Genomic DNA, 24313 nt, shown 5'->3' with positions numbered 1-24313 from the left:
CATCTTGATTTTTGTCCTTTTGCAACAGAAACGGTAAGTAATCGATGTATCCTTTAGTTGAATAAACATAAATGTCCAATAAATCAATACTTATAACGATTTTATTGACATTTAATAAAACGCAAAACTCTAATGCCAAAACCCGAACCAGCATTAAAACCAGACAAAAGCACAGCGCTCATTTCCCACCTGATACGTTGGGATACGAGCGCTGTGCTTTTTATTATTGATTAACTTGTTTCCATCCTAACATTGCCACGCCATAAGCATTATCTCCCGTATACGCAGGATTACAGAAATAGAGTTTTGCCTTTACAGCGGGATGCTCAAGACGCTTAATTAACCGCTCTCTGATGTACTCATTAGCGGCCACGCCACCTACAATAAGGATTTCCCGTTCGTATCCCATTTCAATGGCATTACGCAGCGCTTTCTCAAGCGAATTAGCTACACACTGCTCAGCAGCTCTGGCTATCGCACTAGGAGAAGCTTTTTGGTGCTGAATCGCTTGCATGAGTGCATTTTCAGGACCTGAGAAACTAAATGTGCATTTCTGAACAGAGGAAGCAATACGAAAATCTTCAGTTGTTTCCTTCGCCAGTTTTTCCAAATAAGGTCCTGCAGGAAAAGGCAATCCCAAGGCAACCCCGATTCGATCTAATAGTTGACCTGCGTGGAGATCAATCGTACCACCAATAATCTCTATATCGTACCCATGCTCCGTGCGAGTACAAACGAGGATCTCACTGGTTCCGCCAGACAAGTGAACGGCTAGAAAGCGATCTGCAACAGGACAATCGCTTGCTGAATGTTCACCTGCCGCTATATGACCTTCCTGATGAGTGGTCATGTATAAGGGCACTTTCAAAAAAAGTGAGAGGGACTTCGCCAGACCTTCCCCTACTTTAAAAACAGGCATATAAGATTGTTCTACCGGACGTGGCTTTTCACTTACACAGATTCCCTCTACCTTCCACTTATCCAGCTCAAGCTGATCGCAAAGTTCTGGCAGGTTCATCACATGTTGAAAGACGGCCTCTGATTGTTGTAAACCGCGTTTACCCGCTTTTACATGCAGAAGTTTTTTCGCTTCTGCTACAATCTCGCCGTCTTTCGTAGCAAGGCAAAGCGATGTCCGATAATTGCTGGTATCAATTCCTAGCATCACGTTTTTCATTCGCTTCACCTATCATTATTCTTCTGTTGGTTGTTTCGTCTGCAAGTATTGAGACAATACTCCATTTACAAAGCGGAAGGATTGATCATCACTAAAAAGCTTTGCCAGTTCAATCGCTTCGTTTACTACAACTCGATCAGGCACCTCTTCAAACATCAATTCAAAATAGGCGAGACGCAGGATGGCGCGATCCACATTAGCGATCCGATCCAGTTGCCAGCCGCGCAGATATTGTTTAATTTCTTCGTCAATCTGCTGTAAATGTTCCAATGTACCCTCAACTAAATACATTAGGTATTTATTGTCATCGGAACTGTCTTCCATTACCATGTGCAGGGCATCATGCATCTTCACTTCTGCCATGTCGATTTGAAAAAGGATTTGAACTGCTTTTTCACGTGCAATTCTGCGTTTCATGTTTCTAGTCACCTACTATTTAAATTTACCTGGTAAAATCCGATCAAGAATTTCGCGTAAATCTTCCTTACGATCCAGTTTACGACCTATATAATAGCCTGTTCCAATAAGAACCAGAAACACGAGCGTATCCCAGAAGCCGACAAACAGATAGATTAAGCCAAAAAGAAAGCCAGCGAGAATTCCTAACAGTTTCCCTTTATGTTCCCATAATAACTCCATCATCATGCTCTTCACCCTCTAATCCAACATTCTCGTGCGACCAGCGACGTTTTCCCTGGAAACAACCTCGGATACAACAATGGTTACTTCAGCAATTTCGACGCCTGCAATCGTTTCGACTTGATGTTTGATTTCTTTTTGCAGGGTTTGAGTCATCTCAGGAATTGGAGTTTCTCCATCAACAGTAATCTTTACAAGGATCACGTTTCCACTCTCAGTTGTACGAACCTTCGTATCCAAATCACGAACACCACGGACCTTGCGACCAGTTCGTTCAGCAATCGATTTGATTGTATCTACACTAATGGTCACCATACCTGTCTCGGTACGTTGATAAATACCTTTCTCTTCACGTGCACGTTTTTGCGGGAATGCACTGAAAATAAAGCGGACACTAATAACAAGGAAAATCACTGCTACAATCAGATATGGAATGTTGATAGAGCCTGCATTGTACATGGAGTTTAATGCGTATTGCACATAACTAGGATCAATCACCCTTGTAATAATTCCGATAGCGATGATTGACAGGACAGTTAGTGCAAGACTGTAGATCGTTAAGATGAAACGGTCAAATAGATTCATAAGCACCTCTCCTTGTGCGTGCTAAAAAAGTATACCTTTGTATGAACCACCTGGCAAGACAAGTTTATATGCGATCTAGGAAAAAAAGCCCCCGAAACAGGGGGCATCCTAGTATAATACCTATCGGACTCGTGGAGTCTCTTCCACAACTGGTGGCGTAGGCTGTACTTTTTCCTCAGATTTCAGTTCAACATCGATAATATGTACGTTTACTTCCACCACATTAAGGCCTGTCATTGCTTCAATCCCATTGCGCACGTTGTCTTGAATGTTACGTGCTACTTCCGGGATACGAAAACCGTATTTTACAATGATAGAGACATCTACTGCTGCCTCTCTGGAGCCTACTTCAACACGAACGCCACGGCCAGCGCTTTTGCGCCCTAATTTTTCTACGAAGTCACCGACTAGTCCACCTGTCATTTGCGCTACGCCGTCTACCTCAGCAGCTGCTAGTCCAGCAATAATTTCCAGGACCTCGGGGGCGATTTGAATTTTTCCTAATTCAGTTTTGGTTTCTTCTGTATCGATAAATTCCACTCTTCGCACCTCCCTTTTCGTTACACCCCATTATAACAGTGGCTAATGTTTTTTTGCAAACCTACTCTTACTCCGCAAGCCTTAAATCATACGTCTCTAAAAATTTTGTGTCAAAATCTCCACTAATGAATACTTCATGCTCCAACAATTTCAGATGGAAAGGAATAGTAGTATGAATTCCTTCAATGGTAAATTCTTCTAACGCTCTTCTCATTCGTGAAATTGCTTCGTCCCTCGTTTTTCCCCAGACAATTACCTTAGCAATCATCGAATCATAATAAGGAGGAATCACATATCCGGCATAAGCAGCACTATCAATTCTTACTCCAAAGCCGCCTGGAGGAAGATATTCTGTAATTTTTCCCGGAGAAGGCATAAAATTACGTGAAGCATTCTCTGCATTAATTCGGCATTCGAGCGCCCAACCATCCAGAACAATATCCTCTTGAGTAAAAGATAGCTCATTGCCATAGGCAACACTAATCTGTTCTTTTATCAAATCGATCCCGGTAATCAGCTCCGTAACGGGATGTTCTACCTGAATGCGAGTATTCATTTCCATAAAATAAAATTGTCCATGTTTATCCAGCAGGAATTCTACCGTACCTGCTCCATGGTATTGAACGGCACGTGCAGCTGCAACCGCTGCTTCTCCCATTTGATTACGAAGTTCGGGATTTAATGCTGGTGAAGGAGCTTCCTCAACCAATTTCTGATGGCGGCGCTGTATGGAACAATCACGTTCACCCAAAAATACAACATTACCATGTTTATCTGCCATAATCTGAATTTCAACATGTCGTGGGCCTTCCACGAATTTTTCTAGATAAACACCTGCGTTACCAAAGGCTGTTTTCGCCTCATTTTGTGCCTGACGAATAGATTTTTCCAAATCCTCATCATTCTGGGCAACACGCATGCCTCGTCCTCCACCGCCAGCCGTTGCTTTAATCATGACAGGGTATCCTATCTGCTTCGCTGTTACGATTGCTTCAGAGACATCATCTATTAGTCCTTCGGTTCCTGGAACAGTAGGAACGTTTGCTCGTTTCATTGTATCCTTAGCTGTTGATTTATCGCCCATTCCCGTAATTGCTTCCGGATCTGGTCCAATAAACGTAATATTGCATGCGGAGCAGATTTCAGCAAAGTCTGCGTTCTCCGCCAAAAATCCGTAACCAGGATGAATGGCATCTACCCCATTTTTTGTAGCTACGCTCATTATGTTTGCCATATGTAAATAGCTGTCTTTCGAGGCTGTCGGTCCGATACAATATGCTTCATCGGCCATCCTAACATGCAATGCATCACGGTCTGCTTCTGAATAGACCGCTACGGTTTTAATGCCTAATTCACGGCAAGCACGAATGATTCGTACGGCAATCTCGCCCCGGTTTGCAATGAGAATCTTATGAAACATTTCGCATCTCCTTTCGATTATTGTGCCTTTACTAAGAATAGAGGCTGTCCGTATTCGACTAACGATCCATCCTCTACCAATACTTTCACAATCTCCCCTGATACATCTGCCGTTATCTCGTTAAACAGCTTCATTGCTTCCACAATACATACAACACTATTTGGATTTACACGATCTCCACTAGCAATGAATGGAGCAGCTCCTGGCTCAGCAGCACGATAAAAAGTCCCTACCATTGGAGAGACGACTTTATGTAGGTTCTGCATTTCGTCTTCTTGTTTGGCATCCGCTTTCAGAGCAGTAACTTCTGTATTAGGAGTAACTGAAGTTTCGATAGGCGGAACGGTTGCTTGATTCACGACTGTTGGTGCAACAGCAGGTTCACTGTGAATGTAAACAGGCTGAGGAACTTCTACACCACCGCTTTTTTTAATAGAAAGCTTCGAGCCGTCTGATTCTAATTCAAATTCTTTTATCGATGTTTGATCAATTAACTTGATAATTTCACGGATTTCATGCAGTTTAAACACTACCTAGCACCCCTTTATTCATCCAAAATTCAGCTCTTTATTGCCATTTAGCGATTAGTATTATGAGCTGGTCATAAATTAAATGGTATCTTTTTGTAACCTGAACGTCAAGAAAGGATTTCCTTCTCCTCATATTTCGAGAAAGAAATCCTTTTTCCCCCTTAGGGTTGATACGAAACTGTAACTTTTTGTCCAGGCACTTTCAGATATACCTTCGCCATTCCAATGATCTCAGCTGCTTCCTTACTTTCCAGTTTATCCTTTTGAACCATAATCATAACACCTTCAGCTTGCAACATTACGACGCAATCCTTATAGCCTTTTGTTTTGATCAATTCCTCCAGTGCGACCGTTTGTTGCTCCATCGTAGATAATTCCTGAATACGAGCATCCGCCTCTGCTATTGCCTGAGGTGTAGAAGAAGAGTTTGTCATGATAGAGGTTTGATCATCTTTTTGCTGTTGGAACGTGGATTCGCGTTTCAGTTTATAGCCGGTAAACACTTGGTTGGTTGCAGTCAATCCGTCAAGCTGTGTATCTTTTGGTACTGTTTTATCGGTTGTTTCAGCAGGCGCTGAAGGTGCTTTCGTCGCTGGAGGTTGAGAAACGGTTTCCTTCCCTTCAACCACCGCTACTTCTGGAACTGGCTGATCAAGTTGCTTCGTATCTACTTGTACACCATTTATTGGCTGTTCTACAGTTGGCTGTCCTTCCCCGTGCTGTTCGGAAATAGCAGCCGGTATCTGCTCTTCTGGTCCTTTTACCATATAGTAACCAGACAATACCACCATGACTGCCAACATTGTTAATAACCACACCGTTTGTTTACGCAACATCATTACGAAATCCCTCCTCTATTTTTTCGGCAAAATGGAAATCTTGTATGCAGGCACTTCTAAAGCTTTTTGAACGGCTTCCGTTATCCATGCCTTGACCTGAATATTCTCCGCCCCTTTTGCTACAACAAGTACTCCTCTAACTTTGGGCTTCACGGTTTTGATGACCACGGGTTGTTCGTTCTTGGAGCCATTGATTAGTACTACCTGCTCATTTTTTGATTGATCGATCTGGGTACGGGTTGCTTTATCCTTATCCGTTTCATTGGTAGATGCGAGACGTTGATCTGTGTTCTTTTCCACAACCACTTCTGGCGTAGAATCCAGATTAACCAGTACATCAACAGAGGTTACACCAGGAACCATCTCCAGTATTTCTTTCAATTGCGTCTCATAGTGGTTCTCATATTCCCTGATTAAATCATTCGGAGAAGTAGAATTGAAAGAAAAGGCGGGAGTGCTATTCCCTTCTTGTTCCGGAGGCTGGCTCATGTTGTAATTGCCTTCTTGCTCCTGTGCCACATCTGGAGTCATGTCCAGAAAATCTGTCAGGATCATTACTGCCGCCCCGAGACAAAACAGGATGATGAAATAATGGAGCGGTTTCATTTTTTTAGGTTCATCCTTGGATGTAATGATTTTCTTTAAGGAATCCAGCATACTGACCCTCCTTGTCCCTTTCATTACTCACGACTGCTTCCTTCCACTCCTTCCACCTTTACTTTCACGTCTTCCGGCTCTACTCCGTACTCCATCGCAATATAGGTGACCAGTTCCTTCTGTAATGGATGTTGCGGGGTATAACTTGCTGCTATCGATTCATTGGAATTCGTCGCTGATTTGTCATCGATAGTTATTTGAACAGGTTCAACAGGATTGATGGATTGGATCGCTCGCACACCAGAAGCTTCCCCAGAAGTTGCATTAGTTTGATCAGAAATGGTGGCGACTACCTGTGAGATTTTCTGCTGACCTGTGACTTCAGTTTCAAATGAAACAGCCAAATCAGTAAGGGTGACTCCATAGGCAAGCTTTACTTTTTCCGTTAATAAACTCCGCATCTGATCTTCCACATAGCTAATTACTTGTTTGTCTTGTGTATTGATCAATTTTTTGGACAGTTGTTGCCACTCTGCTTCAACTTTTTGTCCTTCTTGTATATCTTGGTAGATACCGATTTTGGCTGCCAGTTCCTCTTGCTTTACATTCATGAGAGAAAACAGAGGTTGCATAATCGTCAGGATAATGATTAAGCCCATTACCATCTTTACATACGATTGAAGCTTTGTATTTGGCAGGATTAAATCTAGAAAAGCCGCTAGTAACACCAACAGAATTACTTTTCGAAGCCATATTGTTATAAACTCCATTCATTTCACCTACCGAACCATCAAAGATATGTTTCCGGCTGCAATGATGATGGTGATGGCTAAAAAGAACATCAGACCCACAGTAGCCAGCGAGGCAAAAATATAGAGCAGACTCTTACCAATCGTGCCGAGCGCCTTGATGATGGGACTGTTACCTAGCGGTTGTAAGAGCGCTGAGGAGAAGTTATAGATCAGGGCAAGTACCAATATTTTGATGGCAGGAAAGGCACATAAGAGCAACAGAATGATCACACCCGACAATCCAACTGCGTTTTTAACAAGGACGGACGCGCTCACCACTGTGTCTGCCGCATCCGTAAACATTCGACCGACAACAGGAACAAAATTACCTGTGAGATACTTTGCCGTTCGGATGGTTACACCATCTGCCATAGCTGTCGTAGCTCCCTGGATGCTGATCACAGCGAGAAATATCGTTAGAAAAGAGCCTAATAGTCCCATGGATATATTTCGTAGCAGATTGGCTAATTGAGTCACCTTGTAGCGCTCAGAAAACAGGCTGACGATAAATAACATGGCTGATAAAAAGAGTAGTGGGAAAATGATTGTAGAGATCAGAAGGCCACTGCCATGTATCATGAAAATTATAATAGGATGAAACATGGCTGCTGATGCCAGATTGCCCATTGATGCAAGTAAAGCCAGGACTAGTGGAATCATCGCTAGCATGAAATCTGACATGCTCGAAATGGCATCCTTTGCGTAGGTGATTGCCACGTGAAAGCTGTTCATTGCAAGCACCATCAATACCAAATAAGCGATAGCATAAGCAACGATTGATACTGCATTTTTTTCAAAAGCATTCTGCATGGTTTCTAATAACATCGCAAAAACGGTAATGATTATGATCGAGCTGAGCAGCTTTCCATTTAGCAGAATTTCATGAAAAATAAATTTGATTATGCCCTTCGTTACGCCAGTGAAAGTGAGCTGTCCATCCTCCATGAGGAGTTGAACAAAACCTTTTTGCTTTAAGTCAGGCAGATATCCTTCATATTGATCCCTTGTCTTGTTCCAGAATGATTCAATCTGATCCAAATTAAGATGATCTGTCTGTTGCTCTACGATTTTATCTAAGGGAGAAAATGTGCCGGTGTCCGTTGGAGCAGCGCTGGCACCATCCGTTACAAGCATAATGAGCAGGAAGATTAACAGGAAGCATCTGCGTGCCAAAAGCAACCCCACCTCTCTTTAAGCGGGCAGCAAATTAACTACCGTTTCAATAATAATTTGAATAATAGGTACCGCCATGACGAGGATTAATACTTTACCTGCCAGTTCAATCTTTGAGGCAATAGCCCCTTGTCCTGCATCTCGGGTTACCTGCGCACCGAACTCTGCAATATAGGCAATTCCGATTATTTTGAGAATAGTTTCCAAAAATACGAGATTAAGATCTGCTTGTACGGCAAGTCTTTCTAGAACATGTATCACATCTGTAATTTTCCCGATCAAAAAGAGGAAAATTATGGCGCCGCTAGCGATGGCAAGCAAGAAGGCAAACAGCGGTTTTTGTTCCTTGATGACCAGGGCGAGAAGGGTTGCTACGATGCCAAGGCCGACGATTTGTATGATTTCCACCGGCTTCTCACCCCCTAGTTAAAAAGGAAGACTCTCTTAACCTCTGTAAACAAATCACCTAAATAACTGACAACCATAAACAACACAATGATAAAACCGAGTAGGGTAGACCAATGTGCCATGTCTTCCTTCCCTGATTGTTTCAGCACTGTATGAAGGATGGCTACGATAAAACCAACACCCGCTATTTGAAATACTGGTGTCAAATCAAAGTTCACATCTCACACCCCGCTCTTACATCATTAATATGACAACGAGAAGACCGCTTAAAAAGCCAAGGTTTTTGTACATCTTCTCGTACCTGTTCTGATCACTTTTTGCCTCGTCCTCTAACGACTGTAAATGAGACATTGCCAATTGCAGATGTTTCTTCTGATCTTCTCGATCCGAGCCACCAATGATAAGTCCGACATTCTTCCAAACTTCCAGCTCTTCCTCTTGTAACGCCATTTTACCCTTGGTTTTTTCGATCGCTTTGTGCCAGCTCATCTGTGTTGATTCGCCCTGCATTTCCAATAAGAATTCCCCTGCTTTCTGATAAAAAAGGGCGACTGGCTGTGTTACTCGTCCACCTATTTTTTGAAACGCCAGGTAAAGCGGCGTCGATCCATACACGATCTCCGTTTCTAGCATTTGCAGGGATAATAGAAGGATCCTTAATTGTGTCACGCGATCCCGATAATGTTTGCCCAGTTGAAACCCGATCATAGTGGCTGAGAAGAGGATGATAAGCGCTGCGATTATTTTTAGCATTTTATTTTCTCTCCTTGGAGTGGCTTCAGATGTTCATCGTAAATCCCTTCAATCGTTCCCACTCCGGATCTCCTGCTAATCACTACATACCTTTTAAAAACACGCTCCGAAATCAATTTGTGGAGAGTTGCCCGATTCATTACATCCTCGAGACTAGATCCATGAGCACTACTCAAAACTGCAACACCTGCATGAAGTGCTTCCCATATGGCTTCTCCATCTTCGTGACGCCCAATCTCATCAACCACCAGAACATCTGGGGACATGGAACGAATCATCATCATCATCCCGGAAGCTTTTGGACAAGCATCAAGCACATCCGTCCTCGGCCCCACATCTTTTTGAGGTACACCTTGATAGCATCCAGCAATTTCTGAACGCTCATCTACAATGCCTACTTTTTTACTAGAGGCGTGCTCATTTCCATAACTGAGTAATCGTGCGAGATCACGTAGAATGGTGGTCTTACCACATTGTGGTGGGGAAATGAGTAAAGTAGACTGAAATACTCCCTGCTCAAAAAGAGAGCCAACTAGAGACTTGGCAGCCCCTTTCTTTTCTCTGGCAATTCTTATATTAAAGCTGGTTATATCTCTGATCCCTCTTACCTCTCCTCGTTCCAGTACCACACGTCCTGCAATTCCGATACGATGTCCTCCTGCAACTGTGATGTAACCCCTACGTAACTCTTCATCTAAGGCGTACAAAGAGTGTTGACTGATCTGATTTATCAGTTTTAAGCGACACTCCTCGCGAAACACCCATCCTAGTCGATAGTTAGCCGTAAGCTGTCCTGTAGAGGTCACATAGCTCGAATGTTGTCCGTAGCGAATTTCTATCGGAAGATTTTGCCTGAGCCGTATCTCTTCCATACACTCATGTACCTTTTCCGGAAGCGTACCGAGAACAGTACGAATCTCCGATGGAAGCATCGCCATAACCTGTCTCATCTGCCTCCCCCCTTTGTCCACCAAGACTTATATCATTCTATGCAGGAAGGGACAACTATTATTCCGTTTTTCACACAAAAAAAGCGTTTCTGCTAGAGTGCAGGTAACGCTTCTTTATGGGTTACTTTCATGATTTTAGGAGGGATTCCACTGCTGGTTCTCTTTTGATTCTCTTTTATATGAATAATATCCAGACGAATCTACCTGTTCTCTAACCAGGAAGATTTCATGGCAGCCTGGGCACTCCATTTCCTGTACATGCATACTATCATTTTTCCATGTAGAAGAATTGGGTCCAACCGTTTCATAGAGATAGGCTCCTTCATCGTCATCCAGGTCAGAAAAATGATCTCTCCATGCCATTGCCTCCTGATAATCTCTGGCTACAGTCTCGTCATAATCCTCGTCATCGTATAACAAACACTCCAGATCTGATAAATCTTCATCCACAGCTTCCATATAAACCTCACACTCATAAATTCGTGTATGCAGGCTTCTTACTTCGTTATACAATTCGTCAAACATCTGGACCAGCTGAGTAAGAACCTTGGCTGAAGCTACTTGACCACCCAATTCCTGTGATTCGGTTAAGCCTCGTAAATAAGCCATACGTTGTTTTAGTCCATCCATCCTGCCATACCACCCTTCAGTTTCTCTCCGCTAGTATTTCCCATTTTGCTACAGGTAGTGGTAACAGGTTTTTCCAGAAGTAATCTTATTTCGTCTTCACTCCAATTAAAATGCAGGTAACACCGATAAAAATCCATACGATTTTGCTAACCGACAATTTATCTGATAAACCTATTAAGCCAATCGTTGTTGTTGCCATTAATACCATGGGACCCACTAGTGCAAGGCTTGAATTATAAATAAGCGCTTTTTCGACCTGATTGGCTTTAAGAATTAATAGCGCTACGATGATCTCTAGACTGCCTGATAACAGCCGAAGCGAAGCCATTCCGATGATCGCTTTTTCCCACATGCATGTCCCTCCTCTCTCCTCCACACTCTATGCGAAGAAAAGTCCATTCAGTCATGCAAATCGAGAAAAAATAGATGGGCTTAACCTTCATCAACCAGTGAGCCCGCCCTTGCATACGCTAGAAAAAATGCCTAGAGAATGGAGAATAGATCAGAAATGAACAATGAGTGCTCCTTTTGGCCTTCCCAGTGGGCAGACCCCTCCTGTAAGCGGTTGTCCAAACCCAGACAGCATGGACTCAGCATGATTATTGACAAAGGCTTAGGCGTACAAGGTATGAAAGATCTACTACAAATTGCTGCTTCCTACATTGATGTTTATAAATTGGGTTTTGGAACAACCGTTCTATATCCTCTTCCTCAACTAAGACAAAAGATTTCCATGGCATACGAGGCTGATATCCTCATTATGCCTGGAGGTACTTTTTTCGAAATCGCCACCTCATTCTCTTCTCCTCGTACCTACCTTGAAACATTACGGGAGATAGGGTTTACAGCGGTGGAAATTTCTGATGGAAGTCTTCCTGTCGCACTAACCGATCGTTTACGTACTATTGCACTTGCACGTAGCATGGGTTTTACGGTTTATAGTGAATACGGGAAAAAAGCAGACGGTTTTCAGGCTGAAAAAAATGAGTTGATCGAGACATTGCATCACGACCTAGATGCTGGTTCCCATCATGTTATTGTTGAAGCACGGGAGAGTGGCAACGTGGGAATATGCAATGCAAGTGGGGAGTTGGACACTACTTTCATTCAAGAGGTTATTAGCGAAATTGGTTCTTACTCTTCCAACTTAATTTGGGAGGCACCTCAGAAAAAACAACAGCTTGCCTTGCTTTCTACGATTGGATTCGATGTGAATTTAGGCAATATAGCTCCTACTGACGTACTCTCTCTAGAAGCGTTGCGTAGAGGACTTCGCGGCGATACGCTTTTGTCTGCTTTAGAAGACAGGAGAGAAATCTTATGCGAATAGAATCTGTTTCCACTGTGGATGAAATCAGGCAGGAGCAAATCACACATCGAACCGTGATCATTATTGATGTACTACGATCAACCAGTACGATTGTGTCAGCATTAGCACACGGCTGTAAGGCTGTAACCCCTACTGAGACAATCGGGCAAGCTCTTCAATTACGCCGAGCAGACACTTGGGTTGCAGGGGAGCGACATTCAAAAAAGATCCCGGAGTTTGATGAGACCAATTCACCGGTTTCCATGAGTCACTTAAACTGGAGCATAAAAAATCATCTGATCCTAACTACTACGAATGGAACACGAGCGATGCAAAAAGCAGAACGAGCGGAGCACCTGCTAATCGGTTCATTTTTAAATGCCCATGCTTGCATTCATCATGCCATTCAATTAAAGCGTGATATTACTTTATACTGTGCTGGTACCCGCCAAGAGTTCGCCTTGGAAGATGGATTATGTGCAGGTTATATGATCCATTATGCAAAAAAAACTTGTCAAGTAGTTAACGTTTGTGACCTAAGCTTGATACTGGAAGCCGCATATCTGGCTTGCAAGGATTCTGTGGAGGAGATGCTTTTTACCAGTACGACAGGAAAACGGCTGGTAAAGCATCAGGCACAGGCTGATGTCACTTATGCTGCCAGACTAAACCCATTTAAGATTGTACCTGTTCAGAAGGAAAAACGAATACTCCCCCTGCTTGGCTCATAAAGTGGAATGAAGACAAGCATAAGGAGGAGGTAGCGCATGCATGTGGCAAACGGTGAGATCATGCTAGTTATTCTCATCATTGTGGGATTGATTGGGCGTTCGCCTATCATCGCTACCGCAGCAAGTCTACTATTAGTATTGAAATTAACTGCATTAGATCGTTTTTTCCCGACAGTGGAGCGTAGGGGACTAGAATTAGGGCTATTATTTCTAACCGTATCTGTTCTCGTACCGTTTGCAAGCGAGAAGGTTTCCTTGAGAGATGTCACCCCTTTATTTACCACTGTGGTTGGCGGCATGGCATTACTTGGGGGTATCCTCGCTACTCATCTGAACGGCAAAGGATTAGATATGCTACGGGCGGACCCGCAATTAATTGTAGGCTTGGTTATTGGCTCTATCATTGGAATTGTATTTTTCAAGGGAGTTCCCGTCGGTCCATTAATGGCTGCTGGTATAACTGCCTTCTTTATGAAACTAATCGATTGGATGAGTAAATCGATGTAAAAAAATGCCTGTCTGTTGAGGATTCCTCAAACAAACAGGCATTTTACATGTTAATTAGGCACGAGAAACGTACTGTTGTGTACGGGTATCGATAATCAGGACATCACCTTGGTTAACGAACAATGGTACGTTAACAATGAATCCTGTTTCCAAAGTCGCTTTTTTAGTAGCTCCTGTTGCTGTATCGCCTTTAATACCTGGTTCTGTTTCTGTTACTTCCAGTTCAACAGAGTTAGGTAGTTGGATACCGATTGTTTCTCCATTGTATTGCATAATTTGTACATTCATGTTTTCTTTAAGGAAGTTTAATTCCTCTTTGATTTGTTCCTCTGTAAACGTCATTTGCTCATACGTTTCAGTGTTCATGAATGTATAATCGTCTCCGCTTGAATACAGGTATTGCATTTTGCTAGTTTCAATACGAGCAGGGTTAACCTTTTCGCCACCACGGAAAGTCATTTCAGCAACGTTACCGTTACGCAGATTACGCAATTTGGAACGAACGAAAGCTGCACCTTTACCTGGTTTTACGTGTTGGAATTCAAGTACAGAATAAATGTTGCCATCTACCTCAATTGTAAGACCAGTACGAAATTCGTTTACAGAAATCATGTTTTTCCTCCTAAATAAAACTCGACCTTACATAGTATAAATTAAACAGGCAAAATCATCAACTCTTTTGACGTCTTGTTTAGGATCTCGCAACCATCTTCTGTAATGATGATATCATCCTCAATCCGTACACCGCCAAGACCTTCAACATAGATTCCAGGTTCAATCGTAATGACCATTCCAGGTTGAAGTACGACATCAGAACTAGCAGATACAGCTGGGCTTTCATGAACATCCATACCTAAGCCATGTCCAGTGGAGTGTCCAAATTTTTCGCCGTATCCCGCTTCCGTAATAATATCGCGGCAGAGAGCGTCCACTTCTTTACCTGTCATACCTGGTTTTACCTGATTCACTGCATGTAGCTGGGCTTTTAACACAATTTCATAAATATCCTTCATTTGTGCATTAGGTTCTCCCACACTAAATGTTCTCGTAATATCGGAATGATATCCCTTGTAATGAGCACCAAAATCGATGGTAACCATATCGCCTGCTTCAATCAGTTTTTCACTGGCACGGCCATGTGGAAGTGCACCGCGTTTACCTGAAGCGACGATGATATCAAATCCCGAACCATTCGCACCATTTTTACGCAAATAGTATTCCAGTTCAGCTGCAACCACCTGTTCGCTTACACTTGGCTTCATCATTGGTATCACATGTGCTAATGCATCATCTGCCAACTCAGCAGCTTCACGCATGATCACCAATTCTTGCTCATCTTTATAGATGCGCAAACCTTCAATCAATCCTTTCGTAGCAACAAGTTCTACACCTGTAAACGCCTGCTTCCAATCCTCATAAGTAGCATAACTAATGTGGGCAGCTTCAAATGCCACTCGGTTTACTGAAGATTGTTTTAACACTCCATAAATTGTTTCTAGAGCCTTGCGATCGTTATTAACCACCTCGAAGCCTTCGCATTCCGCCGTTGCCTGTTCAATATACCGAAAATCTGTTACAAAAAATGCATCTTTTCCAGTAATAACTGCCCATCCGGTAGAACCAGTAAAATTGGTAATATACTGACGATTAACCTGACTTTCAATGATGATTGCTTCAAGCCCTTGTTGCTCTAAAGCGCTTCTAAGTGCAGATAAACGATTAGCCATGATAAAATCTCTCCCTACCGTAAAATGAAATTGGTTTGAGTCAATGAATATGTATGAAATATCGTATTGCCAACATCATGATAACCTACGCATTGCATGGAGTGGCAAAGAAACATTTTCCCTGTCATATCCCCTGTCTCTTTGCCGCTTTACCTATTATTCAGTTTCAATCCCATGCTTCCCGAATCAAATCCTTCGCTTTCACTTAGCATACCAGTCCTAGCTGGGGAAATGAGTTATCCTAGTTGCAACACAAGAATTTACTTACATTTTACCACACACTGTCTACGTACTGGAATGGTACCAGAATAATGAAAGTCCTACCCAAACTTTGCAGTACCTCCTTCAGATCCCGTCTCTTCATCACGATTATTTCGGTCGGCTATGATACTCATCCCAAGAAACATCCCTAACGAAACGAACCAGAAAAATTCCGTACTCCAGGTTCCCCATCCCCATCGCCACATCTGAAAAAAATAACCGTATAAATAAAAAAATCCAATTCCATACAAAATACCGAGCCACCATATATAAATTCTACTCAAAAATACATAATAGAGAACTGCTGCAGCCAGAATGAGAATAAATAGAACAAGAATGCCGAGGAACAGTCCAGGATATGAATTTTCATGTACTTTTCCAAGGATTGGGCGTGAAAAGACATAGAGCTTATAAGGAGTAAACTGAAAAGTGCTAAAAACAAGTCGAAGAATCCCCCATAGTATGGCTCCCCATAAGGCTAATGTTACAATCTGCTTACCCATACGTCCACTATTTGAAGTACTCTCTTGTTTATTCTCACTCTTATGCTCAGAGTCTGTTTGGGTCTGTTGGTCAGTTTCTTTATTGGACTTCGTGGTCTCCATGATGATCACCTCATAGTTAGTATGGCAAAAATATGGGAAATCATGAGGGCCCAAATACTTTTTACTATAACTCTCTATAGCAGACTTAGGCATATTTGCGTTACAATACAGAGTAAGGACGGTGATAGATGTTGAAGCAACAAAATGTGCCTGCTTATGGCGGTCAGGCTGTAATTGAAGGTGTAATGTTCGGTGGAAAGAAGGTAACAGTTACTGCCATTCGCCGAAAAAATAATGAAATTGAGTATTATGAAGAACCGAGAACATCCTGGAATTGGGCTAACAAGCTAAAAAAAATACCTTTCATCCGGGGAATTGTCGGTTTAATAGAAGCGAGTGCAACGGGAGCAAAACATTTGAATTTTGCTTCAGACAGATACAGCATGGAAACCGATGAAGAAGAATACAAGGATTCCGGTCCTTCTAAAATTACCCTGATTTTAGGTATAGCTGTTGTGGGTGTCCTTTCCTTTTTGTTCGGTAAAATACTCTTCACGGTAGTACCTGCCATTTTAGCAGGTTCACTTTTTGGAGCGTGGGTTCCAAATGGAGTATGGCAGAATCTACTGGAAGGAGTTATCAAGTTCTTTCTTATGGTAGGTTATATCACCTTGATCGCCCAGACTCCTATCATCAAAAGACTCTTTCAATATCACGGAGCCGAGCATAAGGTGATTAATGCTTACGAAGCTGGGGTAGAATTAACTGTAAAAAACGTTCAAAGTTTTTCTACGTTACACTACCGTTGCGGGAGCAGCTTTCTGATTTTCACTATTATCGTCGGCGTAGTGGTATATTCACTGATTGACTACACTACTATGTGGGACCGTGTCATTCAACGAATCATACTTCTCCCGGTAGTAATTGGTCTATCCTATGAGGTTCTTCAAGGAACGAACAAAGTTCGAGATATTCCTGTCTTGCGTTTTCTTGGATATCCAGGTCTCTGGTTACAACGCATCACCACAAGAGAACCAGAAGACACTCAAGTCGAAGTTGCTATCGCATCTTTTAACAAAATGAAAGAACGGGACAAAGACTATTTAGAAAACGCAGAGCTAGCTTAATACCTTATCCTAAGAGGTGAATTTCGATGAGAAGTCGCTTTCATCCGGTTGTATGGGGAATTTTAGTCTTGGCGGCAGTCGGCTTTTTTTATCAGCTAAGATCTAATCCAGCAGGTATTTTGGCGCTTATTATTATCACAGGGGTTCTGTTCCTGTTATTACGTAACTACACTAAAACAGGTCGCTTCCTGACTTTTTCAGCCAAAAAACCGAAGTCAAAAGGTAAACCTTTTAAGCCGGGATTAAAACGATCAACACGAACAGAACGAAAGGATATTCCTTTCCAAGTGATCCAGGGGAAAAAAGGACAGAAAAAAGAGAAACAAACAGGTTCATAATTAATAATTTAAGAGAACGGCTTTCTAAATAAGAAAGCCGTTTTTTCCTGCGTTCTTGCTGGAGCGATATGCGACGAGATAACGATTAAAGTCCCATTGACGTAAAAATTGATCCGCAGCTTTTCTACCAGACTCAAACAACTCATCTTTTTGTGCAGAGTTAAGTGAAAAATCTATAGCTGTATATCCAAGTGTAGGTATAAAAATGGTACGTACTTCTTCTGCTTTCTTCACATATTGTCTATCATGTGCATCTAGCATGGTTGTAACCAAGGCTTTTGAGAAACTGTACAATCCTCTAGTGGGCTGTGGTTTCTTTTTTTTGTTCTCATCTAGTAATCTAAATCCAAAAGAAGGCCACAACGGTCGTTCATTATTATCGAAAAGCCAAACTGGAAAATTACTTAAGAGGGCACCATCCACAATCACATGCTGTTTTCCCCGCCGGTTTAAGATATAAGGCTGGAAAAAATACGGGATGCTACAGCTCATTCTGACAGCTCTCGCTACCGGAAATGAAGCAGGATGAATTCCGAATTCAGGTAAGTCATCTGGTAATACCAACATTCGACCTTCACTTATATCTGAAGCAATGATTCGCAAACTGGATGGGGGAAGATCGCCGAAAGTCAAAATGCCTTTTTTTCGTAAAAGTTCTCCAACGAATTTTTCAATCTCATCTGCCGGATATAGCCCCTTTTGAACTAACAAGCCATATGCCGCACCCGCATATGGAACACGTTGCCAACCTTTTCGTTTTAAAAAATTTAGAAAATTAAGGTTGTCAAAAATCTTGCGTAACTCCTGGTGCCGATAACCTGCAGCCAGTAATGCCGCTACGATGGAACCTGCTGAAGTTCCTGCCACATTTTCCCATTGATAGCCATTGACTTCCATTGTGGTTATCGCTCCAATCAGGGCGATACCTTTCATGCCTCCTCCTTCAAATACCGCGTCGGCTCTCATGTTCTCTCCTCCTGATGTCTAATCAGTTCACATGCTCTCTTTTTTTAAGGTATGCACAGCTGTTTTTTTGTTGCCTATTGACATGAGAATGGTGCTTGAACATGAAAGAAAAGGCTGAAATCGCACAAAAAAACAGACCCAAACGGATCTGTTTTCTTACTTTGCTTCTGTTTGCTCTTTTTGTTCCTCTTCTTCCCTGATACTACGCAGGTCTTCTAAACGCTTCGGATCTGTCTTCAGATATTGCACCAGATATTCAATACTTGCAATCGAATTCCAGCTTAAGTGGTGTTCTATACCTTCTACATCTTTATAGATCAGATCCTCCTGAACTCCAATGAGGGTTAAAAATTCTTCTAATAGCTCATGTCGATGAACCAGTTTTTTTCCCACTTTTTTACCCTTGGGAGTTAAAACAAGACCGCGATACTTTTCGTATATTAGATACTGGTCTTTATCCAGTTTTTGCACCATTTTAGTTACGGAAGATGGATGCACCTCTAACGCCTCTGCAATGTCTGATACTCGTGCGTATCCCTTGGTTTCTATTAAGCCATATATTCTCTCTAAATAATCTTCCATACTCGGAGTAGGCACACTCATCCCTCGTTTCTGCCAGTCTATCCCAAAGCGCATATACATTAATCATACCGCTTTTAAAGTAGTTGTTTCAAGGGACAAGCGTGGATTTCTCATAAATAACTATAAAAAAATTAAGATTTCAGGCTTGAAGTGAACCAGACCAGGTCTTTGCCTTCTTTCTCCAATCGTTCCTGTAGACCAGCATCCTTCAATCTTCCATCCTCATCAAAGGCTTCGTACGCTACTGGAATACTTGGAGAACTAGGCAAGGGAAATGCATGTAGATTACGCATGATAACTTGCAGTGCATTAACAGTATCCGTTGCTCCCAATTTACTCGCAGCAGTACCGAAAATAGCGACTGGTTTTCCTTTTAGATGTCTACCGTTTAAGAAATCAAGCGCATTCTTGATAGCTCCCGTTACAGATCCGTGGTACTGTGGTGACCCTAGAACTAAAGCATCTGCCCCGTCCACTTCCTGGATAAACTGACTTACTATCTCGGGATACGTATCTCGATCTTCCCGACAATCAAACATAGGTAGTGGCCATTCTGCCAAATGTATTAGCTTCGTATCTGCTCCAGCGGACTCAGCAGCATTAAGAATGATTTCCATGGCTTGACGTGTGGTGGATTCCGGACTCATACTTCCTGATATGCCAACTATTTTCATTGTTACTTACCTCGCTTACCTGTATACTTTTTTATTTCGTTACACATATTTTACCTTTTTACCATACTTAGTAAAAATAAATATTTAATAAGTTGATTTTTATTTTTAGTTCTTTATCTAGGACTAGCATCATAAAGTAGGAAAAACTGGCATTTCAATGGGTACAGCACTTCTTTAGGAAAAAGGAAGTTGATCTATGATAAATAAAACGCTACGCACTACCTGTCTAACTAGTACCTCCATGCTTGGCGCAACTTATCTTAGTGGGTTTGAGTGGTTGCAGTTCTTCTCTTATTATGGCTCCTGGGGGTCATTAGGACTCATCCTCTCGCTTTTTCTCATTACTTGGATTTTGATTAAAGCAGTCAAGTACGCCGCACGGAATCAATTGTATTCCCTTCAGGAATTACTGGCTCACGTTACTGGTACGACCTCTACTGCTTTCTTTGGATTCCTTGTAGCCATGGTAGTCATTGCGTATGGGGGAATCTCGTTAACTGCTCAGGTGAACCTGTTGTACGATTATTATTCCTTGCCAGGATGGCTGCTCTTCTTCACACTCGTTCTTCTAGTGGTTTGCAGCACCATTCTCAAAGATTCAACGTGGATTCCATTATTATACTTCCTTATTGCAGGCAGCCTCTTCTTTTTGATTATTCTTTCTAGTAAGTTAACTCACATCCCATTACCAAGCATGCTTTACCAGTTAAACATTAAATGGATATGGAACGCTGTCCTCTTTGTCGGGTTTCATCTCGTCTTTGTACTTACCGTATTATTACCAGTGTTGCGGAATCAGGATCATGTACAAACATTCCTTTCCGGGGTTGTCCTAGGTAGCATTGTTGTCGGGATCATAGCTTTTTTATTGCACATCCAGATCCTTGCTCATTGGCATGAGGTCTATGCTCAAGCAGAACCAATTCTTACAATTATCAAGACGGAATTCTCCTCTGGATTACCATATTTCTTATTGTTCATGATGGTACAAACCATTTTGTTCATTGGTTTATTATTAAAAAGTCTTCTGATCCCTCTCGAAACCGATTCTAGTTTAGCAAAGACGCCCTTGTTATTCCTGTTCCTGATTGGACTTCTTATGTTTATGTTTATCACAGGTCAATTACCGGTTCTGGAACCTTTATTGCTAGGTGCCATTACCTACGTTGGGTTTGGGGTATTCATCCTATTGATCGTAAAGCTTTCAGGTCAAACCGATTCTTCTGACAGCTAAATCATTCTCGTATTAAAAAGCGTGTCTTCCTTTTATAAGGATAAGACACGCTTTTTGTATTGGATCATATTCTACTTTTAATAATCAGAGCTTGCGACTTCCCCTTTTACAATTTCCACACCAGCACTTGCCCCAATACGTGAAGCACCTGCTTTCATCATTGCAGCAACATCCTCATAGCTGCGAATGCCGCCTGATGCTTTTACGCCAATATCAGGACCTACCGTTTTTCTCATAAGAGCGACATCTTCAATGGTTGCTCCACCTGTAGAGAAGCCAGTAGAAGTTTTTACGTAATCCGCTCCTGCTTTTACAGAGAGTTCACATGCAATTTTCTTTTCCTCATCAGTTAAGAGACATGCTTCAATAATGACTTTAACCAATGCTTTTCCTTTTGCTACCTCTACTACTGCACGGATGTCTTCTTCAACGAAAGTCAAATTTCTATCTTTTAAGGCACCAATGTTGATAACCGTATCCACTTCTGTTGCACCATTCAGAATGGCATTCTTCGCTTCAAATGCTTTTACTTCTGGTGTGTTGGCACCTAAAGGAAAACCAATAACTGTGCATACTTGCACATCGTCGCGATCTTTTAATTGCTCAGCAGCCAATTTAACCCAAGTAGGATTGATACATACGGAGGCAAAGCTATTTTCTTTTGCTTCCTGGCATAGTGTTAGAATCATTTCTTTTGTTGTTTCTGGTTTAAGAACTGTGTGGTCAATTGAGGATGCAACACTTTGTTTTGTCATGTTTGTTTCCCATCCTTCACATTAATTGTTGACTTACGCTTTTATTTCACAATAAACAAGCGGCGGAGCTTCCACTGGTTGAGTTGAAATTGTGTAAGAATCATAAATTCGTTTTGTTACTTCTTCTATATTCTCGGAGTTGCTGTGGATAGTTACCAAGGTCTCCCCTGCTTGGACCGGGTTACCAACTTTTTTATGAAGGACGAGTCCAACTGCCAAATCAATTTCTGATTCCTTGGTAGCGCGTCCTGCTCCTAGAATCATGGCAGCTGTTCCGATATCATCTGCAATGATTTCACTTACATAACCGCTCTCTTTGGAAAGAACCTCAAATGTATAACGAGCAGTAGGCAAGCGTTCAGGTTCATCTACAACCGAAGCATCCCCGCCTTGTGCAGCCAAGAAAATCTTGAAGGTTTCCAGAGCTTTTCCGTTTTGAATAACTTCTTCCAGTTTGGTTCGTGCTTCCTCCAGAGAGCTTGCCTGATCAGCTAGGAACACCATTTGACTGCCAAGCACCAGACATAATTCTCGTAGATCCTCAGGGCCTTCACCGCTAAGTGTATCAATCGCTTCCTTCACTTCCAGAGCGTTCCCAATCGCAAATCCTAATGGTTGACTCATGTCGGAAATGACAGCCATTGTTTTACGGCCAACTTGATTACCAATCTGGACCATTGCTGAAGCTAATGCTTTTGCATCTTCCAGCGTTTTCATGAAAGCACCTGCACCCGTTTTAACATCTAAAACAATCGCATCAGCGCCGGCAGCAATCTTTTTGCTCATGATTGAACTAGCAATTAAATGTAGGGAATCGACTGTCGCTGTTACATCGCGAAGTCCGTATAATTTTTTATCAGCAGGTGTAAGATTCCCACTTTGTCCAATGACTGCTAATTTATTCGTATTAACCAGACGATTAAATTCTGGATTGTCGATTTCAACATGGAAACCAGGAATCGCTTCCAACTTATCAATGGTACCACCAGTATGTCCTAAACCACGTCCCGACATTTTGGCAACAGGTACACCTACAGCAGCTACAAGTGGAGCTAGTACTAATGTAGTCGTATCACCTACACCGCCTGTGCTGTGTTTATCGACTTTAATTCCTTCGATGCCGGACAAATCAATTTGGTCCCCCGATTCGACCATTGCCATTGTTAGATAAGCTGTCTCATCTGTACTCATTCCATTAAAATAAATGGCCATTGCAAGAGCAGACATTTGGTAGTCAGGAATAGAGCCATCGGTATAACCTTTAATGATAAAAGCAATTTCCTCTTTTGTTAATTGTCCTCCATCTCGCTTTTTCTCAATCAGATCAACCATTCTCATCTTAATCACCAGCCATTTCTGTATGTATAATGCTGATAAGGCATATGATTCAGGTGCATCATTATACCTTCCTTCACCATATCAGCAGCATGAAAAAATGTCAAACTACCTTTGAACAAATGTTCGAGAAACTGGTTACAGTATGAACAATCTTGTTACAACTATGTGAAGCAACCCCAGTTTTCATTCTTTTACAAGCTGCTATTTAGTAATTCCTTTGCAGTTAATTGATCTGTTACCAACACGTTGCTATACTTCCCGTTCATTGTAGCTTTCATTGATTCCAGCTTTGTTTTTCCCCCCGCTACAAGGATGGAGTATTCTTTCTTTCGCAACTCATCCAGCTGAATACCAATCGTACGGTCATTTAACTCCTGATGAACAATATCTCCATTTCGATCAAAAAAACGCGAGCAAATGTCTCCAACAGCTTTTTTTGTTACAATTCGCACATCTTCCTTGCTCAGGTATCCTAAACGGAATAATAGAGCGTCAGACATCAATCCGCCCGTTGTAAAAATGGCAAAATTAGCTTGCTCTGCCAATTCCAATTGGCGGTGGATATATCGATCTGCTTCAATTGTCTGTTTAACCAATGCGGAATCTACTATTGCAGGGAGGGGCAAATAGTGTGGGGTGGTTTGAAACGCCTGCCCGAACAAATGAAGAACTTCGGATGCGTACGTATTTGTTTCCGAGTGACTTACCCCACCCTTTAACTGGACAACCTTTACACCTTTTAGCGGTTTTGGCTGTAAACCTCTAGCTATTTGATACATCGTGGTTCCCCAGGTCACAGCTAAAATATCATATTCTTTCACCGTATCGTTTAGAAATTGCGCAGCACGCTTTCCTATACGGACTTTGATGATCTGCTCATCCCATGACGCGTTGGGTGCGACCAAAGCATGCTTCAGATGGTACTTTGCACATAAGGCAGCTTCTAATTGTTGAATGCTTTCCTCTGGATCAATAATTTCAATTTTTACGATTCCCTCTTCTTTTGCCTGTTGAAGTAACCGAGAAACAGTCGGTCTTGAAACTCCTAATTTTAATGCAATATCCTGTTGGCTATTATCTAATAGGTAATACATTTTAGCAGCTTCTACCATTTTATTAATCTTATTCTCTTCCACCATTCTCACCCGTTCTGTGTCATGACTTATCTTCAGGATAAACTGATTCTT

At 42.0% G+C, this 24313-nt stretch carries 32 protein-coding genes; 6 read left to right on the top strand and 26 right to left on the bottom strand.

What is annotated here, in order from left to right; all coding sequences use genetic code 11:
• Positions 1-223 precede the first annotated feature (223 nt).
• The 17 genes from LM917_RS03465 to LM917_RS03385 all read right to left on the bottom strand — a co-directional run bounded on the left by LM917_RS03465 (position 224) and on the right by LM917_RS03385 (position 11384).
• Positions 224-1177, bottom strand: a complete 954-nt coding sequence (locus LM917_RS03465; RefSeq protein WP_232696099.1) for a tRNA (adenosine(37)-N6)-threonylcarbamoyltransferase complex transferase subunit TsaD — start codon at positions 1175-1177, stop codon at positions 224-226.
• Between the two features lie 15 nt (positions 1178-1192).
• Complete coding sequence (gene nusB / locus LM917_RS03460) at positions 1193-1594, bottom strand: transcription antitermination factor NusB (RefSeq protein WP_232696098.1); 402 nt, start codon at positions 1592-1594, stop codon at positions 1193-1195.
• A 15-nt stretch (positions 1595-1609) separates the two neighbouring features.
• Entirely contained in the window at positions 1610-1822 is a 213-nt protein-coding gene (locus LM917_RS03455; RefSeq protein ID WP_232696097.1) for a DUF2273 domain-containing protein, read from the bottom strand.
• A 12-nt stretch (positions 1823-1834) separates the two neighbouring features.
• Positions 1835-2401 carry an alkaline shock response membrane anchor protein AmaP gene (gene amaP, locus LM917_RS03450; RefSeq protein WP_232696096.1) on the bottom strand — a complete coding sequence of 189 codons (567 nt, stop codon included), beginning with the start codon at positions 2399-2401 and terminating at the stop codon, positions 1835-1837.
• Positions 2402-2521: 120 nt separating this feature from the next.
• Complete coding sequence (locus tag LM917_RS03445) at positions 2522-2941, bottom strand: Asp23/Gls24 family envelope stress response protein (protein WP_232696095.1); 420 nt, start codon at positions 2939-2941, stop codon at positions 2522-2524.
• Between the two features lie 67 nt (positions 2942-3008).
• The gene (gene accC, locus LM917_RS03440) at positions 3009-4361 is read right to left on the bottom strand and encodes an acetyl-CoA carboxylase biotin carboxylase subunit (protein WP_232696094.1); all 1353 of its coding nucleotides are present in this window, start codon (positions 4359-4361) and stop codon (positions 3009-3011) included.
• A gap of 17 nt (positions 4362-4378) precedes the next feature.
• Positions 4379-4891 (bottom strand): acetyl-CoA carboxylase biotin carboxyl carrier protein, encoded by a 513-nt coding sequence (gene accB / locus LM917_RS03435; RefSeq protein ID WP_232696093.1) that lies wholly within the window; start codon positions 4889-4891, stop codon positions 4379-4381.
• 161 nt (positions 4892-5052) lie between these two features.
• Positions 5053-5730, bottom strand: a complete 678-nt coding sequence (locus LM917_RS03430) for a SpoIIIAH-like family protein (RefSeq protein ID WP_232696092.1) — start codon at positions 5728-5730, stop codon at positions 5053-5055.
• Positions 5731-5745: 15 nt separating this feature from the next.
• The gene (spoIIIAG, locus tag LM917_RS03425; protein WP_232696091.1) at positions 5746-6387 is read right to left on the bottom strand and encodes a stage III sporulation protein AG; all 642 of its coding nucleotides are present in this window, start codon (positions 6385-6387) and stop codon (positions 5746-5748) included.
• Positions 6388-6410: 23 nt separating this feature from the next.
• Complete coding sequence (gene spoIIIAF / locus LM917_RS03420; protein ID WP_232696090.1) at positions 6411-7097, bottom strand: stage III sporulation protein AF; 687 nt, start codon at positions 7095-7097, stop codon at positions 6411-6413.
• 9 nt (positions 7098-7106) lie between these two features.
• Positions 7107-8291 (bottom strand): stage III sporulation protein AE, encoded by a 1185-nt coding sequence (gene spoIIIAE / locus LM917_RS03415; RefSeq protein ID WP_232696089.1) that lies wholly within the window; start codon positions 8289-8291, stop codon positions 7107-7109.
• Between the two features lie 18 nt (positions 8292-8309).
• Positions 8310-8699 (bottom strand): stage III sporulation protein AD, encoded by a 390-nt coding sequence (gene spoIIIAD / locus LM917_RS03410; RefSeq protein WP_232696088.1) that lies wholly within the window; start codon positions 8697-8699, stop codon positions 8310-8312.
• Positions 8700-8713: 14 nt separating this feature from the next.
• Complete coding sequence (gene spoIIIAC, locus LM917_RS03405; RefSeq protein WP_232696087.1) at positions 8714-8917, bottom strand: stage III sporulation protein AC; 204 nt, start codon at positions 8915-8917, stop codon at positions 8714-8716.
• A gap of 16 nt (positions 8918-8933) precedes the next feature.
• Complete coding sequence (gene spoIIIAB, locus LM917_RS03400; RefSeq protein ID WP_232696086.1) at positions 8934-9452, bottom strand: stage III sporulation protein SpoIIIAB; 519 nt, start codon at positions 9450-9452, stop codon at positions 8934-8936.
• The gene (spoIIIAA, locus tag LM917_RS03395; RefSeq protein ID WP_232696085.1) at positions 9446-10402 is read right to left on the bottom strand and encodes a stage III sporulation protein AA; all 957 of its coding nucleotides are present in this window, start codon (positions 10400-10402) and stop codon (positions 9446-9448) included. Before spoIIIAA ends, spoIIIAB begins: the two co-directional genes overlap by 7 nt.
• Before the next feature lie 135 nt (positions 10403-10537).
• A complete protein-coding gene (locus LM917_RS03390) occupies positions 10538-11032 on the bottom strand; it encodes a CD1247 N-terminal domain-containing protein (RefSeq protein WP_232696084.1) in 495 nt (164 codons plus the stop codon).
• Positions 11033-11117: 85 nt separating this feature from the next.
• Positions 11118-11384: a YqhV family protein gene (locus tag LM917_RS03385; RefSeq protein WP_232696083.1), complete on the bottom strand. Its 267-nt coding sequence runs from the start codon at positions 11382-11384 to the stop codon at positions 11118-11120.
• 138 nt (positions 11385-11522) lie between these two features.
• On the opposite strand from LM917_RS03385, the gene comA reads away from it, so the two are divergent.
• The 3 genes from comA to LM917_RS03370 are packed head-to-tail and all read left to right on the top strand — an operon-like array spanning position 11523 to position 13579.
• Positions 11523-12362: a phosphosulfolactate synthase gene (gene comA, locus LM917_RS03380; RefSeq protein ID WP_309241921.1), complete on the top strand. Its 840-nt coding sequence runs from the start codon at positions 11523-11525 to the stop codon at positions 12360-12362.
• Positions 12353-13072: a 2-phosphosulfolactate phosphatase gene (locus tag LM917_RS03375; RefSeq protein WP_232696081.1), complete on the top strand. Its 720-nt coding sequence runs from the start codon at positions 12353-12355 to the stop codon at positions 13070-13072. Before comA ends, LM917_RS03375 begins: the two co-directional genes overlap by 10 nt.
• Positions 13073-13114: 42 nt before the next feature.
• Positions 13115-13579, top strand: a complete 465-nt coding sequence (locus LM917_RS03370) for a DUF441 domain-containing protein (RefSeq protein WP_232696543.1) — start codon at positions 13115-13117, stop codon at positions 13577-13579.
• Between the two features lie 54 nt (positions 13580-13633).
• Here LM917_RS03370 and efp read toward each other — a convergent pair whose 3' ends face one another.
• From efp to LM917_RS03355, 3 genes are all read right to left on the bottom strand, one after another.
• Positions 13634-14191 carry an elongation factor P gene (gene efp / locus LM917_RS03365; protein ID WP_232696080.1) on the bottom strand — a complete coding sequence of 186 codons (558 nt, stop codon included), beginning with the start codon at positions 14189-14191 and terminating at the stop codon, positions 13634-13636.
• Positions 14192-14232: 41 nt separating this feature from the next.
• Positions 14233-15306: a M24 family metallopeptidase gene (locus LM917_RS03360; protein WP_232696079.1), complete on the bottom strand. Its 1074-nt coding sequence runs from the start codon at positions 15304-15306 to the stop codon at positions 14233-14235.
• Between the two features lie 320 nt (positions 15307-15626).
• Positions 15627-16172, bottom strand: a complete 546-nt coding sequence (locus LM917_RS03355; RefSeq protein ID WP_232696078.1) for a YqhR family membrane protein — start codon at positions 16170-16172, stop codon at positions 15627-15629.
• Positions 16173-16303: 131 nt separating this feature from the next.
• On the opposite strand from LM917_RS03355, the gene LM917_RS03350 reads away from it, so the two are divergent.
• Together LM917_RS03350 and LM917_RS03345 are read left to right on the top strand one after the other, a co-directional pair.
• Positions 16304-17239 carry a DUF1385 domain-containing protein gene (locus LM917_RS03350; protein ID WP_232696542.1) on the top strand — a complete coding sequence of 312 codons (936 nt, stop codon included), beginning with the start codon at positions 16304-16306 and terminating at the stop codon, positions 17237-17239.
• A 26-nt stretch (positions 17240-17265) separates the two neighbouring features.
• On the top strand, positions 17266-17577 hold the full coding sequence (locus LM917_RS03345) for a hybrid sensor histidine kinase/response regulator (RefSeq protein ID WP_232696077.1): 312 nt from the start codon (positions 17266-17268) through the stop codon (positions 17575-17577).
• Between the two features lie 24 nt (positions 17578-17601).
• Here LM917_RS03345 and LM917_RS03340 read toward each other — a convergent pair whose 3' ends face one another.
• The 3 genes from LM917_RS03340 to LM917_RS03330 form a co-directional block, all read right to left on the bottom strand.
• The gene (locus LM917_RS03340) at positions 17602-18543 is read right to left on the bottom strand and encodes a patatin-like phospholipase family protein (protein WP_232696076.1); all 942 of its coding nucleotides are present in this window, start codon (positions 18541-18543) and stop codon (positions 17602-17604) included.
• 156 nt (positions 18544-18699) lie between these two features.
• On the bottom strand, positions 18700-19140 hold the full coding sequence (mntR, locus tag LM917_RS03335; RefSeq protein ID WP_232696541.1) for a transcriptional regulator MntR: 441 nt from the start codon (positions 19138-19140) through the stop codon (positions 18700-18702).
• Positions 19141-19256: 116 nt separating this feature from the next.
• Positions 19257-19799: an NADPH-dependent FMN reductase gene (locus tag LM917_RS03330; protein ID WP_232696075.1), complete on the bottom strand. Its 543-nt coding sequence runs from the start codon at positions 19797-19799 to the stop codon at positions 19257-19259.
• Positions 19800-19995: 196 nt separating this feature from the next.
• Here LM917_RS03330 and LM917_RS03325 point away from each other — a divergent pair, with 196 nt between their 5' ends.
• Entirely contained in the window at positions 19996-21033 is a 1038-nt protein-coding gene (locus LM917_RS03325; RefSeq protein WP_232696074.1) for a hypothetical protein, read from the top strand.
• A gap of 77 nt (positions 21034-21110) precedes the next feature.
• Here the strand turns inward: LM917_RS03325 and deoC are convergent, their stop codons facing one another.
• From deoC to deoR, 3 genes are all read right to left on the bottom strand, one after another.
• Positions 21111-21788: a deoxyribose-phosphate aldolase gene (deoC, locus tag LM917_RS03320; protein WP_232696073.1), complete on the bottom strand. Its 678-nt coding sequence runs from the start codon at positions 21786-21788 to the stop codon at positions 21111-21113.
• 33 nt (positions 21789-21821) lie between these two features.
• The gene (locus tag LM917_RS03315) at positions 21822-23126 is read right to left on the bottom strand and encodes a pyrimidine-nucleoside phosphorylase (protein ID WP_232696072.1); all 1305 of its coding nucleotides are present in this window, start codon (positions 23124-23126) and stop codon (positions 21822-21824) included.
• A gap of 191 nt (positions 23127-23317) precedes the next feature.
• A complete protein-coding gene (deoR, locus tag LM917_RS03310; RefSeq protein WP_309241920.1) occupies positions 23318-24262 on the bottom strand; it encodes a DNA-binding transcriptional repressor DeoR in 945 nt (314 codons plus the stop codon).
• Positions 24263-24313: the final 51 nt, after the last annotated feature.

This window comes from Brevibacillus daliensis (genome assembly GCF_021245735.1).
Lineage (GTDB): Bacteria > Bacillota > Bacilli > Brevibacillales > Brevibacillaceae > Brevibacillus_B > Brevibacillus_B daliensis.
The sequence above is the reverse complement of the archived record's forward strand: the minus strand, read 5'-3'. Positions and strand labels throughout refer to the sequence as shown.